The sequence below is a fragment of the Paludicola sp. MB14-C6 genome, assembly GCF_030908625.1.
Lineage (GTDB): Bacteria > Bacillota > Clostridia > Oscillospirales > Ruminococcaceae > Paludihabitans.
Genome location: NZ_CP133133.1, coordinates 2,700,652 through 2,719,536, shown reverse-complemented (window position 1 = coordinate 2,719,536; position 18,885 = coordinate 2,700,652). Strand labels below are relative to the sequence as shown.

Annotated in this window: 14 protein-coding genes; all 14 read right to left on the bottom strand. The window is 35.0% G+C overall.

Going from position 1 to position 18,885, the window contains the following annotated elements:
* Window positions 1-255: 255 nt before the first annotated feature.
* Entirely contained in the window at window positions 256-7,245 is a 6,990-nt protein-coding gene (locus RBG61_RS12960) for a DEAD/DEAH box helicase family protein (RefSeq protein WP_423246189.1), read from the bottom strand.
* Window positions 7,246-7,261: 16 nt separating this feature from the next.
* Complete coding sequence (locus RBG61_RS12950) at window positions 7,262-7,501, bottom strand: hypothetical protein (protein ID WP_307944200.1); 240 nt, start codon at window positions 7,499-7,501, stop codon at window positions 7,262-7,264.
* Window positions 7,502-7,635: 134 nt separating this feature from the next.
* Window positions 7,636-8,100, bottom strand: coding sequence for an IS200/IS605 family transposase (gene tnpA / locus RBG61_RS12945; protein ID WP_307944199.1), 465 nt, complete (start codon window positions 8,098-8,100; stop codon window positions 7,636-7,638).
* Between the two features lie 248 nt (window positions 8,101-8,348).
* On the bottom strand, window positions 8,349-8,999 hold the full coding sequence (locus RBG61_RS12940) for a hypothetical protein (RefSeq protein ID WP_307944197.1): 651 nt from the start codon (window positions 8,997-8,999) through the stop codon (window positions 8,349-8,351).
* A 31-nt stretch (window positions 9,000-9,030) separates the two neighbouring features.
* Window positions 9,031-10,884: a hypothetical protein gene (locus RBG61_RS12935; RefSeq protein WP_307944195.1), complete on the bottom strand. Its 1,854-nt coding sequence runs from the start codon at window positions 10,882-10,884 to the stop codon at window positions 9,031-9,033.
* A gap of 59 nt (window positions 10,885-10,943) precedes the next feature.
* Window positions 10,944-11,687: a hypothetical protein gene (locus tag RBG61_RS12930; RefSeq protein WP_307944193.1), complete on the bottom strand. Its 744-nt coding sequence runs from the start codon at window positions 11,685-11,687 to the stop codon at window positions 10,944-10,946.
* 14 nt (window positions 11,688-11,701) lie between these two features.
* Entirely contained in the window at window positions 11,702-12,154 is a 453-nt protein-coding gene (locus tag RBG61_RS12925; protein ID WP_307944190.1) for a hypothetical protein, read from the bottom strand.
* Window positions 12,155-12,164: 10 nt separating this feature from the next.
* Window positions 12,165-12,494: a DUF4320 family protein gene (locus RBG61_RS12920; RefSeq protein ID WP_307944187.1), complete on the bottom strand. Its 330-nt coding sequence runs from the start codon at window positions 12,492-12,494 to the stop codon at window positions 12,165-12,167.
* An 83-nt stretch (window positions 12,495-12,577) separates the two neighbouring features.
* Complete coding sequence (locus RBG61_RS12915; RefSeq protein WP_307944184.1) at window positions 12,578-13,447, bottom strand: secretion protein F; 870 nt, start codon at window positions 13,445-13,447, stop codon at window positions 12,578-12,580.
* Window positions 13,448-13,511: 64 nt separating this feature from the next.
* Window positions 13,512-13,865: a hypothetical protein gene (locus tag RBG61_RS12910; protein WP_307944183.1), complete on the bottom strand. Its 354-nt coding sequence runs from the start codon at window positions 13,863-13,865 to the stop codon at window positions 13,512-13,514.
* A gap of 40 nt (window positions 13,866-13,905) precedes the next feature.
* Entirely contained in the window at window positions 13,906-14,826 is a 921-nt protein-coding gene (locus RBG61_RS12905) for a type II secretion system F family protein (RefSeq protein ID WP_307944182.1), read from the bottom strand.
* A complete protein-coding gene (locus tag RBG61_RS12900; RefSeq protein WP_307944181.1) occupies window positions 14,827-15,294 on the bottom strand; it encodes a hypothetical protein in 468 nt (155 codons plus the stop codon).
* A 116-nt stretch (window positions 15,295-15,410) separates the two neighbouring features.
* Window positions 15,411-17,282: a group II intron reverse transcriptase/maturase gene (gene ltrA / locus RBG61_RS12895; RefSeq protein ID WP_307944179.1), complete on the bottom strand. Its 1,872-nt coding sequence runs from the start codon at window positions 17,280-17,282 to the stop codon at window positions 15,411-15,413.
* Between the two features lie 669 nt (window positions 17,283-17,951).
* A complete protein-coding gene (locus tag RBG61_RS12890; RefSeq protein WP_307947273.1) occupies window positions 17,952-18,884 on the bottom strand; it encodes an ATPase, T2SS/T4P/T4SS family in 933 nt (310 codons plus the stop codon).
* Window position 18,885: the final 1 nt, after the last annotated feature.

The window sequence follows — 18,885 nt, the reverse complement described above, 5'->3', positions numbered from 1 at the left end:
TAAGCGAATTACATTGTGACCTTAGTAATAACACATAGTTTTTAGCTATTATTATTCCATATTATACTATAAATTTACGAGAAAGTCTATATTTTTACTATCTCTCAGGCGAAACATAGCTCATATTTATATCGACTCCTTAAAATAAATTAAACCAACAAGTAGTGACACTTGTTGGCTATGTAAGAATTATTATAGTTCAGCAATAAAATAGCAAGCTCTGCTACACCGTATAACAGAGCTTGCTATAAAATACTACCTTGTATGTTGACATGATGATTTTTCTTGTTGTACTTTCGTTATAGATTCACCATCAATAATCTCATTTTCCTTGTGATCCATATTGAGCAATATATTCAACTCATCTAATCTAGTTGATTTTGATTTAAGCTCATCTTCCTTTACAAATGGCTTTTCGACTTCAATCTTTGCATTTTCAAGTTGAGTTCTACTATTTTCTAGAATTTCTTTACATGCTTCTAATTTGGATGAAAAAGAATCGAGGAGATTATCTATACGAGTGATATTACCATGAATATCAGTGCCTAAGGAAACTTGATGACATAGCGCATTTTTAAGCGTTATCCTATATTCTTTTGCAAAAGTATCGAATGAAAGTTCCATTCGAAAGCCACGATAACTTCCAACCAAAATGGGATCAGGTGAAATCATCTTTTTACAAGTTTCAATTAGTGCTGCACCTGCACTCTTTTTATCAATGTATGTTACTCCATCCACATTCATTGGTGAAAACCCATCTTCATTTGGTTTTGTACTTATTACTAGATGTTCCATATCCACTTCATATCCAATAATGCGTTCCTCATTTGCTCTAATTTGACGGGGTAATACTTTTATAATCTGATCCTCTAACGCATACTTTTGACTCAAATGATTAGCTTTTAGAAGCTTGAGTCTTGAAACATCGATATCTAAGTCCATCTTTTCTTTGATATACGGATTACCAGTAGCTAATGCTTTGATTTCTGCATACGAAAGAGCGGTTTCATCAATGTCTTCAGCACAACGAACAGGTGATTTAGAAGTCATAATTTGACTAATAAACTTCTGCTTATTTTCAACTAACTGGTATAAATACGCATCAAATGTGTTCTCTGTAACATAACTAAATATATCAATTAAAGAATTCTCATTGCCTTGTCGAATAATTCTCCCTTCGCGTTGCTGTAGATCACTTGGTCTCCACGGACAATCTAAGTGGCGCAATGCTATAAGCTTTTGCTGCACATTTGTGCCCGCCCCCATTTTTGCAGTAGATCCAATTAGAACCCTTACTTGACCATTTCTTACTTTTCCAAACAACTCTTTCTTTTGTACTTCTGTATTAGCATCGTGAATGAATGCAATCTCATTAGCAGGAATGCCTTTTAAGACTAACTTTTGTTTGATATCATCGTACACATTAAAACTACCGTCATAATGCGGTGTGGATAAATCACAAAATATCATTTGAGTAGATTGTTGTTCTTTTGTTCTTTTCCATATCTCATGCACATTTTCAGCACACTTACTGGCTTTATTTTCTTCATCATCGGGAAGTAACGGATTAACTAACCGTTGGTCAAGTGCGAGTTTTCTACCATCATTCGTGATTAGAAGCATATTGTCTACTGATGAATCCACCATCTTATTGCGAACTTTTTCTGCCCGATCTGAAAGAGAAGTAACCATTTCTTTTTGTTGTTCCGTTGGTTTTAATACTACATTATGATAGTTTGCTTTTGGAACAGGAAGATTTAGTGTGTCAGCAGTTTTGATATCTGCAACATCTTTAAACATCGACATTAACTCAGGTAGGTTATAGAATTTTGCAAAACGCGTTTTTGCACGATACCCTGTCCCTTCAGGTGCTAGTTCTATAGCAGTTACTGTTTCACCAAAAGTTGATGCCCAAGAATCAAAATGTTGTAACCCACTCTTGGCGATTGTGCCATACTGTAAATATCTTTGCATAGTATACATTTCAACCATAGAGTTTGATATTGGTGTGCCGGTCGCAAAAATAGTGCCCCTACCTCCAGTAATTTCATCAAGGTAACGACACTTCATAAATAAATCTGAACTTTTCTGTGCTTCTGTTTGGGCAATACCGCCTACATTTCGCATTTTTGTATACAAAAACAAGTTCTTATAATAGTGTGCTTCATCAATAAACAATCTATCAACACCAAGTTCTTCAAATGTTACAACATCATCTTTTCTACTTTGATTGTTTAACTTATCTAGCTTTAATTTGATTGACTTTTTGGTCTTTTCAAGCTGCTTTACCGAGAAATTATCACCCCGATTTCGTTTTAACTCTGAAACTCCTTCAATCACTTCATCAAGTTGTTCTTGCAGAATACGCTGTTGGCGTTCGATACTCATTGGAATTTTCTCGAATTGTGAGTGTCCAATAATTACAGCATCATAATCTCCTGTTGCAATTCTTCCACAGAATTTTTTTCTATTTTTTGTTTCGAAGTCCTTTTTGGTTGCAACTAGAATATTGGCAGAAGGATACAATTGTAGGTATTCACTTGCCCATTGCTCTGTTAAGTGGTTCGGAACAACAAATAGACTTTTTTGACACAAACCAAGTCTTTTACTTTCTTGTGCAGCTGCTACCATTTCAAAAGTCTTGCCTGCACCAACTACATGAGCGAGTAAAGTATTACCACCATACAAAATATGTGCGATTGCATTCACTTGATGTTCGTGCAAACATATTTCTGGGTTCATTCCACTAAATTGTATGTGTCCCCCATCATATTCACGAGACCTAGTTGAATTAAACTTTTCATTATAGATTCTGCAAAGCTTTTCTCTTCGATTTGGATCATTCCAGATCCATTCGGTGAAAGCTGTTTTAATTAACTCTTGCTTTCCTTGAGCAAGAGTTGTTTCTTTTTTATTAAGGATCTGTTGTTTTTTCCCCTCAGCATCCTCTACATAATCATATATACGAACATCATTCAAATTCAGCGTTTCTTCAATAATTTTATAGCCGTTTATTCTGCTTGTACCATATGTGTTATATGCTTTAATATTACCTCGGTCACGACTCTTCCCTTCAATATTCCATTCAGAAGTAAAGTTGGAATAATGAACTTTCATATCCCATTGCATATATCGTGGCGTTGAAAAGAGTTCAAAGGTAAACTGACGAATAATCTCTGCTGGGATCCATGTTGCTCCAAGTCTAACACTGATTTCACTTGCAGTTAAATCTTTAGGTTGAACAGCTTCTAATGCCCTTACATTTTCGGCGTAATTACTTGGATCAGCTTCAAAACACTTTCTTGCAACTGCTAATTTTTCTCGTACATTACCTGATAAATATTCATCAGCAGGTAAATACTTGTTTTCGCTATCTATTTCTGATTCATACAACGGGTTTAGAAAAATTACGCCCTTTAAATCCTCAGCAATTTGCTGTTCCGTCTTTCTGGTAAGCGTACACATAAAATCGATATCTACCTTGGCCTTTTCAGCTAGTGATACTGCAAGTGCTTCGCTAGAAGTATCTACGAACACTACAGAAGTGCGTTGTTTTATTGTCCTTCTACTGAACATGTCAGCTTTTTTTACCAGTTCTCCATTTTCATCTATTACTTCTAAAGAGCATAATAAGCAATAGGAACTATCTTCGGAAAATGCTAAACTATTTGCGCGTGAATTGAGTAAACCATATTTTTTTGTAAAGCTATCATAAAGCTTATTTAATTTTACTTGTTCCGATTGTATATCATCGTCAGAATAATCTTCGATTTGATACTCGATTAACATTCGCACACAATCTCGAATTTGAAGCATACCCTTAATACGATTTTCAGCAGTAACTGACACTTCAATAAGATTCATCCGAGAGTTTTCTCTAAAATAGATTTTCCCATCCACTATTGTATAACTAAAGTTGCGGACACTTGGATCAGCAGGTATAGAAGAGGGTTCATTAGTACTTACATCATCAATATCATATTCTGTAACTTCTGCATGGAGATTTGCTATTGCATCATTTAGCATTGATTCTAGATCTTGATTCTCATATGGTCTACAAGTACTATCTAAACCATATTGTGTTGACTCCATTACCATTTCGCCCATAACCATATCTGGATTCTGGACAAAATAGCGGTTCATCTTAATACCACTTTTATTCGTATCAAGATAAATCCAATCTGGCTCAATATCTATTATTCTATCTCTCTTTTGGAGGAAAATGATATCTGAGGTAACCTCTGTTCCCGCATTTGCTTTAAATGCCGTGTTCGGTAAACGGATAGCACCAATTAACTCTGCTCGCTGGGCAATATATTTACGCACTGCCAGATTTTCTTTATCTAAAGTTCCCTTAGATGTAATAAATGCAATAACACCACCAGGTCTAACCTTATCAAGAGCTTTGCCAAAAAAGTAATCATGAATTAAAAAGTTATGCTTATCATATCGTTTGTCGGCAACCTTAAACTGACCAAAGGGAACATTGCCAATTACAACATCAAAGAAGCTATCTGGAAGATTTGTTTTTTCAAACCCTTGAACTGCAATAGTCGATTTTTGATATAACTGTTGTGCAATTCTTCCCGTAATAGAATCTAACTCCACACCATATAGTTTAGAATCCCTCATACTTTCAGGTAGCATACCAAAGAAATTACCAGTTCTAAAGCCCATATTATCTAACGCTTTATACATAGATTGAATTATAATCGGATTCGTGTAAAATGCAGTTAATGTACTTTCTCGAGCAGCATCATATTCCTCTTTCTCAAGCAAGGTTTTCAATTGCATATACTCATTAGACCAAGACGATTTGCTGTCATCAAAAGCATCTGACAGCCCACCAAAACCTACATACTTTGATAAAACTACTTGTTCTTCCGGTGTTGCAAATCTATTTTCGCTATCAAGTTGCTTGAGTAATTTGATAGCATTGATGTTATTTGCAAACTTTTGCTTTGGTGAAAAACTCGCATTACTTGTTGATATATTATCATGTCTGAAACAGAAATTATGGCGTTCTGTTTGCGATATATTAGGATGCAAATCAGGTAATTGTTCTTTTCCTTTTGTAGTTTTAAGAGGTGCAATCATTTGCTGACCTTGATTTTTAATCAAGTCCCTTACAAACTCAATACTTTCGCTACGAAAGATTGGAAAGCCAACACCCTCTTGAAAAGTAATATCTTTCAGTGAAACTTTATTTTGATCCTCATCAATAGAATCAATGACAAACCCTCTATCATCAATTTTGATGGTTTCTCCAATTAGGTGATGAAGTGGATTTACCTCCGTTTCTTGTTTGGGTGAGTTATCAATCGTTTCATTATCAGTTATTTCTGCTGATTGGTCAGCCACTTGCTTCACTTCATGTAATAAATGATTGTTTAGGTTATTTTCTTTTATTCTTTCATCAAACTCATAACGATTCATTTCTTTATTGATTATTGGAAAACTGCAATCATATAGTTTAATGACTTCATCGTTATAGGATAATATTTGATATTCACTCGCACCAAGATAGACAGTATCACCCAATGAGAATCGATACTCTTTTGGAACATTATTCACTATTTCAGATTCATGAGAGATAATCTCTGCGACTAGCTTTTCTTCTTCCTTTCTCTCATTACGATCATTTTCCCACTTCATATACTGAGGTAACTGTTCTTTTTCTTTGGCATTAAGATATCGATCTGCTAATATTAGCTCACCAATTCGATTCGCTACCCTAGACCAAGGCAAGAGAATTTCTGCTTCAGGGCTAATAATGTTACCTCTAGAAATCTTAATTCCCTTTGCATCGTGACCTTCATCCAAATCCCTATCTACAACAGCAGGGTAAGCCCCACCCCACCCATATTCATTCTTAAGAAATACAACATTTTCTGATTGTGATGTGTTTTTCTGATACCATGAATAGATACGATACTTACCATTTTCAATACCACTACCACGCTGTAAAACAGCATCAATATCTTCTTGACAAATAGAGAACGCAGAGTTTTTTTCAACCTCTGCGTTCTCTATCTTACTGATTTGCTCTTCTTCGGAAGGTAACAGATCTAATTGTCGATGATCTCCTTCAGAACGATTTCCTCTGCTGCTTGTTTTATCTGATTCATCATTCCCACCCATTTCATTTGATCCGTTGCCTTTAATTCCTCTGTTATTCCCTGTTGTTGTGCCATTTGCGATACCATCATCCTTACCTGATTCGTTGCTATTTGATCGATCTCTTCTAGATGACTGTTCAACTTGCCCGACATCATCATCCCTGCGTATATCCCGTTCTTGTGTTCCTTTAGATATGTCTTCCGTAACATCCCATATTTCCCGATTAGAGATCTCTTCGGAACTTCTAAATTCGGAATTTGATAATCGCCCTGCATTGTATATGTCAGATTCATGTTCAATACTCCCTTCAATTATCTTTGTATTCTTATAATAGATATTATTTTCTTTTTCTGCAATTGTACGAATTTGTTTCTTTTCTGATTTTTGCAGATTTTTAATAGTTTCACCAATTTCTCTTAAAGCCATTTCTGAAATATCGCTTGTTGCATCGCCTAAAACTCCAATAGCTTCTATCGTGTTAAAGTCAACTACTTCTTTAAAATCAGTACTATCAAAATACTGATCAGCATCTATATCACAACGACTTAATAGCATGTATGCTACTGAATTTTCAAGTAACTTTTTAAATTCTATATCTAAATTTATTTCATCAAGTTTTTCTAAGAAACTATCTTGAAGCACAGATGTAAGCGTTGATAGATAATCCGAATAATTATCTTCAACTACATTTTTTGCTGTTTCCATTAGTGTTAATGCAAAATCATCTTTATTGAGCAATTCTCCAAAACTATTTTCAAGAGTTTCTATTACACCATCTTGAAATGCATTATTCATCTGCCATAGATATATTGACCGATCAAACCGAGTATTGGTATCCGATATATCAAATACATACCTTATTTTGTACTCGTTGAAACTATCATCTAGAAGTGCTATACCCTTTGTTCCACGATTCACATATCGACCTAGCTGATTCCATATTTTCATTGATGCGCAGGCAGTTGCATTGGGTTTTTGTGCATAAATTAAAAGCTGTTCTTGATATTTGTATTTATAATTCCAAGAGGCAGTAGCCAAGAATTCTAACCATATTTGCGGACTATCCGTTATCTCATGTGCTTTCGTCGCTGCAAGTTCAGTCATAATTTGTAGTTTTGTTGCCATTTTTCATCCTCCATTGCTAACATACTTTAATTGATATTTCAATTTGATAAGTTGGAGTGTTAAGTGTTGTATTTAGTAACCCATTCTTTGCATTCGATAATTTTGTAATGCGACTGTTTAGTTGTGCAATGGTTCCATTCATTTCATCTTGATTTGAAGCATAATAATAGCCATACATATCACTACAAATAGGAAAACCATCGCATCGTAGTTTGTTTACAATCTCTCGAATTCTTTTTCCACTGATATCAGTCATGACCACCCGTGACAACGGGTGGCATGCTCTAACCCTATAAGGGTATATTACTGGCTATGTCTAAAGACATATTGAATAGTCCGCCAACCGCAAATATTCTTCAGGCTACCCCTAAAGGGGTAGTCTGTTTTGCCTTATTTTTGTTTTTCTCCTGTAAATGGATCTATATATTCTTTTAATGTCATTTGGTCTCCTGCTATATCTTCTTGTAATTGATTCCTTATATACTCTTCAATCACTTTTCTATTTCGTCCTACTGTATCTACATAATACCCTTTGCACCAAAACTGTCTATTTCCATATTTGTATTTCAAATTTGCGTGCCTATCAAATATCATTAATGAACTTTTTCCTTTTAAATACCCTACAAATGATGACACACTCATTTTTGGTGGGATACTCACTAACATATGAATATGATCTACACACGCTTCTGCTTCTATTATTTCTACTCCTTTATGGTCACATAGTTTCCGTAATATTTGCCCTATATCTGCTTTTATTTTTCCATATATTACTCTTCTTCTATATTTCGGTGCAAAGACAATATGATATTTGCAATTCCATTTTGTGTGTGCTAAACTTTGATTATCCTTCATGGATATTCCTCCTTCGGTTTTGATGTGGTTGGCGAACCTACATCTATTTTACCCAAGGAGGTTTCTTATTTCTGCTCATCGGCTTCCGCCTTTTTTGAACCACAGGCATAGCCCGTGGTATTCTGTTACACAAAAATAGCCTCAAGCGTTTTGCTTGAGGCTGCTCTTTCTTTACCCTTATGTTTATAATATAAATACTCACATAAGTCTTCTTCAATATTCATCTTTAACATATTCTATTTTTAGTTCTACCTTTCTAATTGTTTTTGGGACTTATATGGTTTATAATCATTCCCGTTTTTCTCCATACATTCAGCAAATTCGCAGATGTGATAACTCCGCCCGCCAATATCAGTATGATACTCATCAAGATACCTACATATTTTGCTCATCCGTTCACCATTAGACAATGTAATCGTAATCTTCCCACCATCAGGAATTGTAAATAGGTCTTTATAGTGGCTATCAATAAACCGAATCTGATTTATTTTTTCTGGTATTTGAGGATCATTTTGATAGCAATAAATATAGAAGTTATAGTCACCCATTCCCGGATTACATCGAATATAATATTTATAGTCGTCTGTTTTGACACAAAATCCGTAAGTTGATTCATCTATCATTGCATTCTTGTTATCATTACAATAACCAGCCATAGATACACGATTTTTAAGAACCTCATTGTCGCGCAGATATTCAATGATAGTTTTAAACTCCTCCTTAAACTCCATTGTATTTAGCACTTGTTGATGATCAAACCAATTTTGGTAAAACTCATTTCCTGAGCCAAAATCGCCACGATAATGACCAATACAGCCGCGCTCTAAATCCTTTGAACTATCTGAATATAGCATTGCTTTTTTGGAAGGCTCTACATAGTCAATATATAAATCCGTCATCGTTTTACCTCGTTTCTATTACAATTTAAACTTATTTCCCTACATACCAATCATCGTACATATTTCCATTAACAAATAGATTGTTTGCTATGGCCTCGGCACTTAGCATGCCTGCTGGAGTCCAGCAATCATAACTATACAGTTTTACTGCGTAAGTTCCATTCGGAAACCATACCGGTATAAAATGAACAGAATTTTGATTGACAGCAAACTTATTTGGTATGAAAGTAAACTCTCCTAGCTTAGTGCATTTGAGTGTTGAAAATTTTGTTGGCTCACTAACATAGCTAAACTCGGGAAACAATGCAATAGCCCTTTGTGGATAATTATACGCATTTGTTGGTGCACTCAGCCCATAAGGAGAGGATAGATCACTAACACCTTTTAGTGTAATTCCATATCCAGATTTACTAATCCATATATTTTTAGCAGCATTATACATACTAGATGGGTTGGTAGTATCGGGGGTAAGCTGAACAGTTTCATCCAGTGAAACTGAATAAGTTTTCTTTTTATACCACTCATTTTCCCAAGCCCACATTTCATAGGAAATACTACTTTTATTTAACTTAGCAAATGGTTTTGTATTTACTGGAGTTGTACTACTTGGAATATTATAATCTTTGGGGTTACTTTCAAATATGGTATTTGGTGTATCACTGTTTAAATTCTCAGAAACAGTATTAGTACCCACTACATATTTGGTTTTCGATCTATCAACTGCTAGCGATACACTACATCGTACTTTTATGCTTGAACTGTTATAACTTATAGGTACGCTCCATTTGAAATATACAATATTACTTCCCATTTTAGGTATTACAATATCCTGCACAGTAGCCGTAGCTACAACGGCACCCGTAGTAGGATGAATTGCTGTAAAATCTGCAACCAATTTATTAGCAGGCGTAATATCAAAGGTGGTTTTTGAGTCTTTATTGTTAATTAGAAAAGTAGAAATAACTTCCGTATCTTTTCTATAATCTGCGTTGGGTTCAATGAACTCTACATCTAAGTTTGGAACAGCTGAAACGACATTGATACTTGATGTTTTCACATTATTCGTTGATACCAATTCCTTTGATCGATCGCTGTAATTCACTCTAATCTCCACTGGTTTTACACCGATACCACCTATGGCCTTTAAAGAAGTTGATACAGTTAGATCACCCCACACTTCATAACCAGTGCCATTACTTGCTGTACTCGCATTTTCTTTTGTAATCGGAATTGTGTAGTTTTCACTCTTTTGCAGGCTACCATTGTAATAGTATTCAACAACCACATAGCATGGCGTTGGTTTTACTGGCTTAACCCAACTTGAACTAGAAATATAATATCCTCCACTTCCACTACAGTCTGGACAAGTTCTTTTGCCGGAACTACAAGATGAACAGCTTATTGTATACGCTTGCGTTTTACCTGTTGGACAATCGCATTTATGGTCTGGAATACCGCATGTGTTACCATGTTTGGGACAGCGATTACTACCAGTTGATGCCGTAAAGGAACAATACCTACATTTATAATCTGTTCCGTTACAACTTGATTGACATTTTGGATTGGATGGTGCTTGACATGGTATGGGTCGGTATTTGGTTAAGCTTCCTGTTCCACTACATGTAGAACAGTTAATCCGACCCGATCCACCACATCCTCCACAATTTACCCATGATGAAGATGAAGTCCAACTTCCTTTGTTAATTGCATAATAACTTAAATTTGTTTCAACTATAAATGATTCATTTTCTCGAATTGTATCAGCTAAATTTACTGTATTGATAGCAACATCATATTGCTGTGCACTAATTGATGCAGCCGATACTGCTTGAGATGTAAACAAGAGTGCTAATACCAATGTAATACATATAAAACGCTTAAACATTTTTCCTCCTAAAATAAAAAAGCATAAACAAGATGTTATCTTGTTTATGCTTTTTGTTCCTATTTTTTATGGTGGTCAGGTTGTGAATGATCTACATAGCCAAAATCTTCGAGTGGATAGTCTAAACAATACCATTGATCTACACTCAGCCAAATGGATTTATGGGAACAAAAGTATGTCCATTCCCCAACTCCTCCTTTTCCATATGGCCACCATTTCTTTGCGCCTTCTTTCACAAATTTATTCTCATTAATAATAGAAGTATATCCGTCACTGTCTTTTGTCATTGTCAAAGCTGGATATTTTCCATATACAGCCCATTCATATTGATCAATATAGGTTTGAAATCCAATATGGTAATACGCGACTTCACCAAATACCGTAGTTGTATCTCCATGTTGTGGACCATTAGGATTAGTTGGTGGATTAACTGGCGTTTCCTCAGATGATGTAGGTGGTGAAATTGGTTTGCTACTGACTGGGGGTTTAGATGTTTCAGAACTCGTTAGAGATGGTTTTGATGCGGGTTTAGAGGAAGATATTTTAGATGAAGTTTGTTTTGAAGTGATATCTCCGTCCACTTTAATGTCTGGTTCCTTTGAAGATACATCAGTTAACTTGCTACTTGCTTGAACTTTATCGATTTCAGGTAGGATAACTTGTGATACATCGTTACTAACGATGTCACTACTTTGATGTGCAGAACCCACTGGCTTTTTAATAAACATCATCATTAAGACAACCGTTATTGATAGTACGATCAAACCAATTATTATGATTATCAAGCGTTTCTTTTTACTCATTATATCCACATCCTTTATATTTTTATTTGGTATCTTGATTTTACACGAATGGGTACCATAATGTCAAAGCTGTGACTACTTGCAAAATTGATAGGAATATGCATTTTGTAGTACGCTGTAAGGTTAAGTGTATTATCTATTGTATAAGTTACTTGTGGAATCGTCATTTTGTATACCACATTACCATCAGGCGTGTTACTCAATAAAAAGCCATCACTCACATTTAAGGAAAGTTCATCTAGATAGGATTTAGTAAACATACTTTCATCAAATGATTCATTTAAATCATTTCCTTGCTTAATTGAGTGAAATATCTCTCTAGAATTATGCATAACGAAGCTATCTAAAACTCGCTGTGTATTATCTTTTGTGGTCTGAATAGCAGTCATAGTGCTTGCATAAAAGAGGATTAAAGCTAATATCATAGCAGTTATTAAAACGAGTGCAGCTGTTTTAATATAGGTCATATTTTTCTCCTTATTTCCAATACCTTTGTGATAATCCACTATGTTTTGCTAATAATGTGATTGGTATTTTAGCAGTCCCAAACCCCTGTAAATAAGCATTATAACCTATCGTAAGTTTGATGGTTTCACCAAGCTGTACGGTTTTAAGTGAAGAGTCATGATAGGTTGTATTCCAATCAACTGAAGGAGTTATCCCGATTTCTTCAACAAGTTCATTGTACCGGATATCTACATCTCCTATGGTTGATCCACTAGATGTTGCTACGAATATCATTTCTTTCGCAAAGTAATCTAGATCTTGTTTTATGGTTAAGAAGCTAAACACATTAATTGATAGCACCAAAAGCATCATCGAAACCAACACAGATACCACAACATCTATATATCCCTCTCCGCGCTTATTTAGGAGTATTCTTATTTTTCTCATGCAAACATCGCCCCCAAACTAGTCATTACCTGCATTGTGATGACAACTAAATAAATTGCTATAAAGCAAAATAGCAATAACATCGAAAGGCGTTTCACTTTTGATGGGACCTTTTGTGCTTCTAATTTAAGATATTGCCTTTGAATATCTGAAAATTTAATTGATAAAGAAGACCAATATGTTAATGTTTCATCACCGCGTATAACTGATATTAGTCCACGCACAACATCAGATAGCATTGTACTACCCACTCTACTTTCAAGTCTTGTCAATGCAGCTTCATAGTTACCGCTTCTCATATCAGCTACTGTTATTTTAAGCTCTAATTTTAATTCATGCCCTGCTGTATTGATATATTCATCTAAGATAGTAAGAACATCTCTATTATGAGATATCTTTTTTTCAATCGTGTATACCAGTCGCGGTAATTCGAAATCAATTCGATGTCTCCTTACTTTGATCCTTTCTTGTATGCCTTTTGCTTCTTTAAAATACACTGCAATTGTGAGTGCGACTATCAACGGCGTAATGAGTGGAAGAACAAAAAAAGCAGGTATTGTGAGTAATCCACAAATTCCTGCCTTTAATAAAGCATTTGCAATATGCACTTCAGGTGTTAAGTTAACTCCTGCTGTTCGCAAGTCTGCAATCAATTGTAAACGCTTGTATTCATTTATTTTTATGAGTTTAGCAATAAATCTCAGGACATCATTTTTCCAAACTACGATAGCAGATGCACTTTCCCCTTGCCTTTTTAATAAACTCATATATGCTTTGCTCGTTTTCAAAAATGGTATTCTAAACAAATCTGAGATTATAAAAAATAGACCTATACCGACTAGAATACCAATGGCAATTTCAATCAACTTGTCACCTCCGCAAATAGTAAAACCGTCACTAATGTGACGGTTTTGATCGTTATTATATAGTCTAATTATTCGCTATTATATCTTTCATCCATTTTACAAATGGTGTGCGGTTGTCTCTGTTTGATTTGTTTCTATAGTACCAATCATTTGTAACAATATAAGCTCTACCTTTGATAATAAACTTATTAGGATAATATCTTCTATTACCAGTTGCATCATGAGACAACTCTTTCTCGACTACATCATACTTATCGACTTCTTGAAGTATAGGATATTGACAGTAAAACTTACTATGACACAAAGTATCACTTGTAAGAATATTCATTGTTTTATCATTTATTAAATTATTACTATCCAAGATATCAAGGCATTGAAAGATAAATTGCTTATTAGGTAAATCGAACAAATAATCCATATACTAACCTTCTTTAATATTTTTCTTTATTATACCATTTTTATTTCCTATATTCAATTGGTTTCGTATATTTATTCATCAATAAACTTGTGACGAGAATCGTTACACCACATAGTGCTAACACAATTTTACCTGGGGTTGTATTCATGAGTGTGTAGAACCAATCTTTATTCAGCATATATAGTAGTGGGATATTACCAATAACCATAGCTACCATCAAATAATATTCTTTTTTTGGCTCATAAAGCATAGTTCTCAATTCATTATTCACTATTCGAACTTCAGTCAGCTTATTTACAATCGGAAATAGTGAGTCATTTAGAGTTCTGTCATCTTGACATTGTATTAGAGTATCAACCCACTCTTTAAATATCTGATTATCAATTTTTTTACAAAGTTTTTTCAAGGCACTCTTAATGTCACAATTTAAAGCTGTGTCTACAATGAATGATTTGAAGATATCAGCGATAGGTGGTTTGAGGTATTCTAAATTCTCGGTAATTGCTTTTGTTATATCATTGTTTCTTTTATAGGAAGTTGTAATGATCGATAAAGCAGTTTCCATTTCCTCTTTTATATGTTTATCATAGTATTCAATCGTTGTTTTCACATATAAGAATGGAACAATAGCAAATCCAATAGCTAAAATTGGCATCAAGTAATAATTACTAATTATAATTGAAAATAATATACCACAGATGAAAAGCACAAATGATGTCATACAAATTATTGTAAACTGTTTATCTTTTCCTGTTGCAGTTAGTGCACTCTTAATTTCTCTAAGAACAGCTGATATTTTTCTACTCTTCTTTTTCCCTTGTGCAATTCGAACTTTATCCCGCAAGCTTTGGTTTGGAAAAACCAGTTTCATTAAATCATCAGTAATATGTTCAGGTGTTAAGTTTAATAAAAATATGATACCAACTATAAAAATGATAAATCCCAATACATATATGATCAATTAAACTTCCTCCTTGCTTAAATACTGTTCTATTTCTTTTTGTGGAACACCAAATTGCATTAGTTTTCTAATTAGGCTTCTTGATATTACATTTGGTTTATCAAAATAACCATGCGTTATCACTTGCCCATTCTTAATTGTATTTTTATCAATATTAAAACGATACAATGTATGATAAACCCGTTCACCTGTGGGCAGTATTTCGCATTCTGATATGTCCATAATTTTGCGGTTATTGTTTTCTAACTTATGAGTATAAACCACAATTGGGAATGCTTGACCTGCTTGAATAAGGGAAGTGTTAAAGTCAATTGAAAGTTTCTTTTGACAAAGTAAAGCAATCCTCATATGTGCAGCATCTCCTGAACCTGAATGGACAGTTGAAACAACAGTATGTCCCGTCAACGATGCTTCTACACCAGAATAAGCTTCTGATAGCGATAGGTAACTCTTTGATACCATCTCCAAGTTTTCCCCCGCTCCACACCGTACGTGACAGTTTCCCGTCATACGGCGCTCCATCAATAATATTTTCCATTAGAATAATGTAAACTTAAACATTTCGAGAAACAAAGTTTTTTCCATTAGATTTGTGCTAAATTAGCACTCAAACGCAGTTTATTAATTTTCTCCAGCATATTACTATTAGGTTTAATAAGATTCAAATACACGAAAATTGTTTCCTGTCTGGTGGAGTGAATGAGAGTGTGAACATCTTTATGAAGTATAATCAGGTTTGAATACCTGTCTGTTCCGCCAAGCTTTCGCGGAACAATATGATGACAATGTATTTCATCATATTCCAAAACTTGTCCAGTAACTCCGCATTTGCCCCATTGAGAGGCATATAGAGAAATTCGGTTATCCATAAATTCAATACTTTCACTTAATTTTTTAGCTTTCATAAGCTTAAGCAGTATCTCCATATTGATTTTTAGACTTTTATGGATTTCTTCCCTACCATCAGGTGTATATTTACATATTGATTTCTTCTTATAAAAAGGATTCTTGGTTCGAATATAGCCTATAGGACAAAGTGGCTTATCATCAACAAACCGAAGCTGTTTACTTCCACCATATTTATCTCGGATATATCCTTTTCCCAAAGTACCTTTCTTTGAAATTCGCTCACCCATTCTGTTGTTAAGCTTCAGTTGAATTTTTCTAGCTATTCTGTTGCAGTCTTGGCTAATGTGTGTGGCATATTGATAGTAATTATGAATGCCCCAAACTTTAGAATTATACAAGTGAATCGTAAGACCGCCTTGTTTTTTATTCTTCGGGGTTTCCATATACAAAATTTGCTTCATGAGTTTTTCACTCGCACACTTTATAGCCTTGTCTGACATATGCGACCGCACGACATAGGACGAACCTTTCTTAACAGCCTTAATCTTAAATCCCAAGAATTCAGAATACTTCTTTTTAAGATTTATAATTTTAGACTTGTCCTCGCTGATTTCAAGATTCAACCTTTCAACTAGCCACTCTTTTACAGCAACAAATACCTTTTCCGCGTCGTTTCGATTACGGCAAAATAACTTGAAGTCATCTGCATATCTGACAATATACATTACTTTCAGACGTGTTGTATATAACGCTCTGACTATTGGGCTTCTGTCAATCGCTCCGTTTTCCCTTATTCTTGTTTTAAACGGATAATGTGTTGGAATGCACTCCCATTGACTTGCTATCCACCAATCAAGTTCATTCAAAACAATGTTTGATAAAAGTGGCGACAAAATTCCGCCTTGCGGAGTACCTTTTGTTGGATATTCCACTCTTCCGTCAGGCATAACTATTGGAGCTTTTAACATTTCCGATATGATACAGAGCAGTTTTTTATCCCGAATTCCCATTTTCCACATCTGCTTTTTCAACTTGCTGTGATTGACATTATCAAAAAATCCTTTAATATCAATATCCACAACAAAATGCAGATTTTGCTTTTGTATCATACGGTAGCATTGTGCAATGGCATTTTCCGCTGACCTATTCGGTCTAAAGCCATTACTTCTTTCAAAGAATTTCGCTTCACAAATCGGCTCAAGCACTTGTAATATACACTGCTGGACCACTCTGTCCCAAATTGCAGGAATTCCGAGTGGTCGTTTTTTGCCATTGGGCTTAGGAATTTCAACACGTTTAACAGGTTTGGGTTTGTAATATGCTAACTTTTTCTTAACCGAAGCAATAAATTTATCCTGCGGTAATTTTTCTAAATCAAGGATATTCTTTTTATCTACTCCAGCTGTTGTACTGCCTTTGTTTCTTTTGATATTTCTGTAAGCCAACTTGATGTTCTCATCACTTATGATAATTTTATATAAATCGGTGAAAACTTTATTGTTCTGACTATCAGCATACAGTTTATCAAAGGTTTCAGTTAAGTCATAATATTCAATATACCTTAACTTTTTCTGGTTCTTCTGTTTCTCCGAAATCAACTCAGGCAACGCCCCCTTTCAGGTTTGTTTTTCTTTGTCATACTCGAAGCTGAATTTGTTTACATTTCATATTTATAAATATTATTTGACTCGTGGCTGTTCCTCTACTTTCATTACAAAAGCTTCAACAGTCGTGCCACTACTTTCGCTGCAATTAAAGATGCTTATTGTTCTTCGTCATCACCGCTTTTGCAAACGTTATGCAACTTCCTACGTTCCAATAACCCTATCTTTACATATATCCTTAGGTGCTTGCTTTAAGCCAGTCAGCTTGAAAGTGCCTATAACACTTTAAGGTGTTTCATAGAGACGAATCTTACTATACCTCACTGACCCCTTGACGGGACTACACATTTCTGTGCATTAATGCTCTTGACTTCTTAACTCGCAAGTTCGTCGGCACAATTCATTGTGCATACTCACCATAGATATTTTATAGACCTCCGGCATATAGGTAACACTATCCGCCTCCGGACAGCTTTCCACAGCAATAGTAATATTCTGTTTGGGTTACTCTCTGCCGACTTCACCGAGCTTCTGAACATCTGCCTTTTGAGCAGAGCCAGTCGGAGTATTAAGGTAGGCGTTTCAGGGCGTTACTCCTTCATTCCACCTATCGGATTATCAGTTCTCCTAAACTGAAACTTACGTTCTTTGTTTAGTGCCTAACCTTTTCAGTTAGGAACGTATCGCACTATCTCGCATTTCACCAACCGCAATAATGTCTGGATTAAAACGAAGAGAAGCTGCTACCAAATCTTCTTGTGTAATATCATAGTTAGTAGCTACTCTTGAACTCTTGTTGTCACTTTGTCTTGCTATGGTGTGCACCACATTGTTTGTTACGCCGTTTTCTCCATGCCTAACAAGTGATAATTCTCGTGAACCACTCTCAATGGAAAAGATCCTTTTATTGTCTGGTATGCTTTGCAACAGTGCATTTAGCAATGTCGTTTTACCACTTGAAGTTGCACCTGCAACAACAACAGAAACACCATAGCGCATACACATTTCTAGAAATGAAATCATTTCCAATGTGGCAAAGTTGGTCTTCACAAGGTTTTCTTTATCTACTGTATTGGGATGCAGTAATCGAATAGAACATGAGATTCCACATTGTTCATCAACAATGGGTTCTTTTAAAGCTGTAATCCTCGTATTAATTGTTAATCCATTTCCACATGTTACTGGCGGCAAATGTCCTTGCGCTAAAGGCGTTGCATTATCTATAATCATTCCACTGTGGTGCAAAAGTCGTTTCACAATATCAACTGCATGATTTGGTGAATGAAAGTGTTCTTTTAGTTTTTCAATTCTCCCATCTCGGTAAGTTATCGCAATATCATTCCATGCATTCACATTAATTTCTTCAAGAGATGTATTCTTTAGATATTTAGTAAGCACTGAATACTCGGCCATTTCTGAGTACAATCGATTTACTAGGTCGTTATGAGCTAAATCAACCAAATTGCAATGTATATCTCTCAAATATTTCTCGATATATACTTTTAATTGATACAGTTTACTGATATCTGTTAAGGCAGCTGAATAATGTTTGGCAATATACTCTTGAGTAGCATTCAAGAGCGTCCAAAAATCTTTATCTTTCATT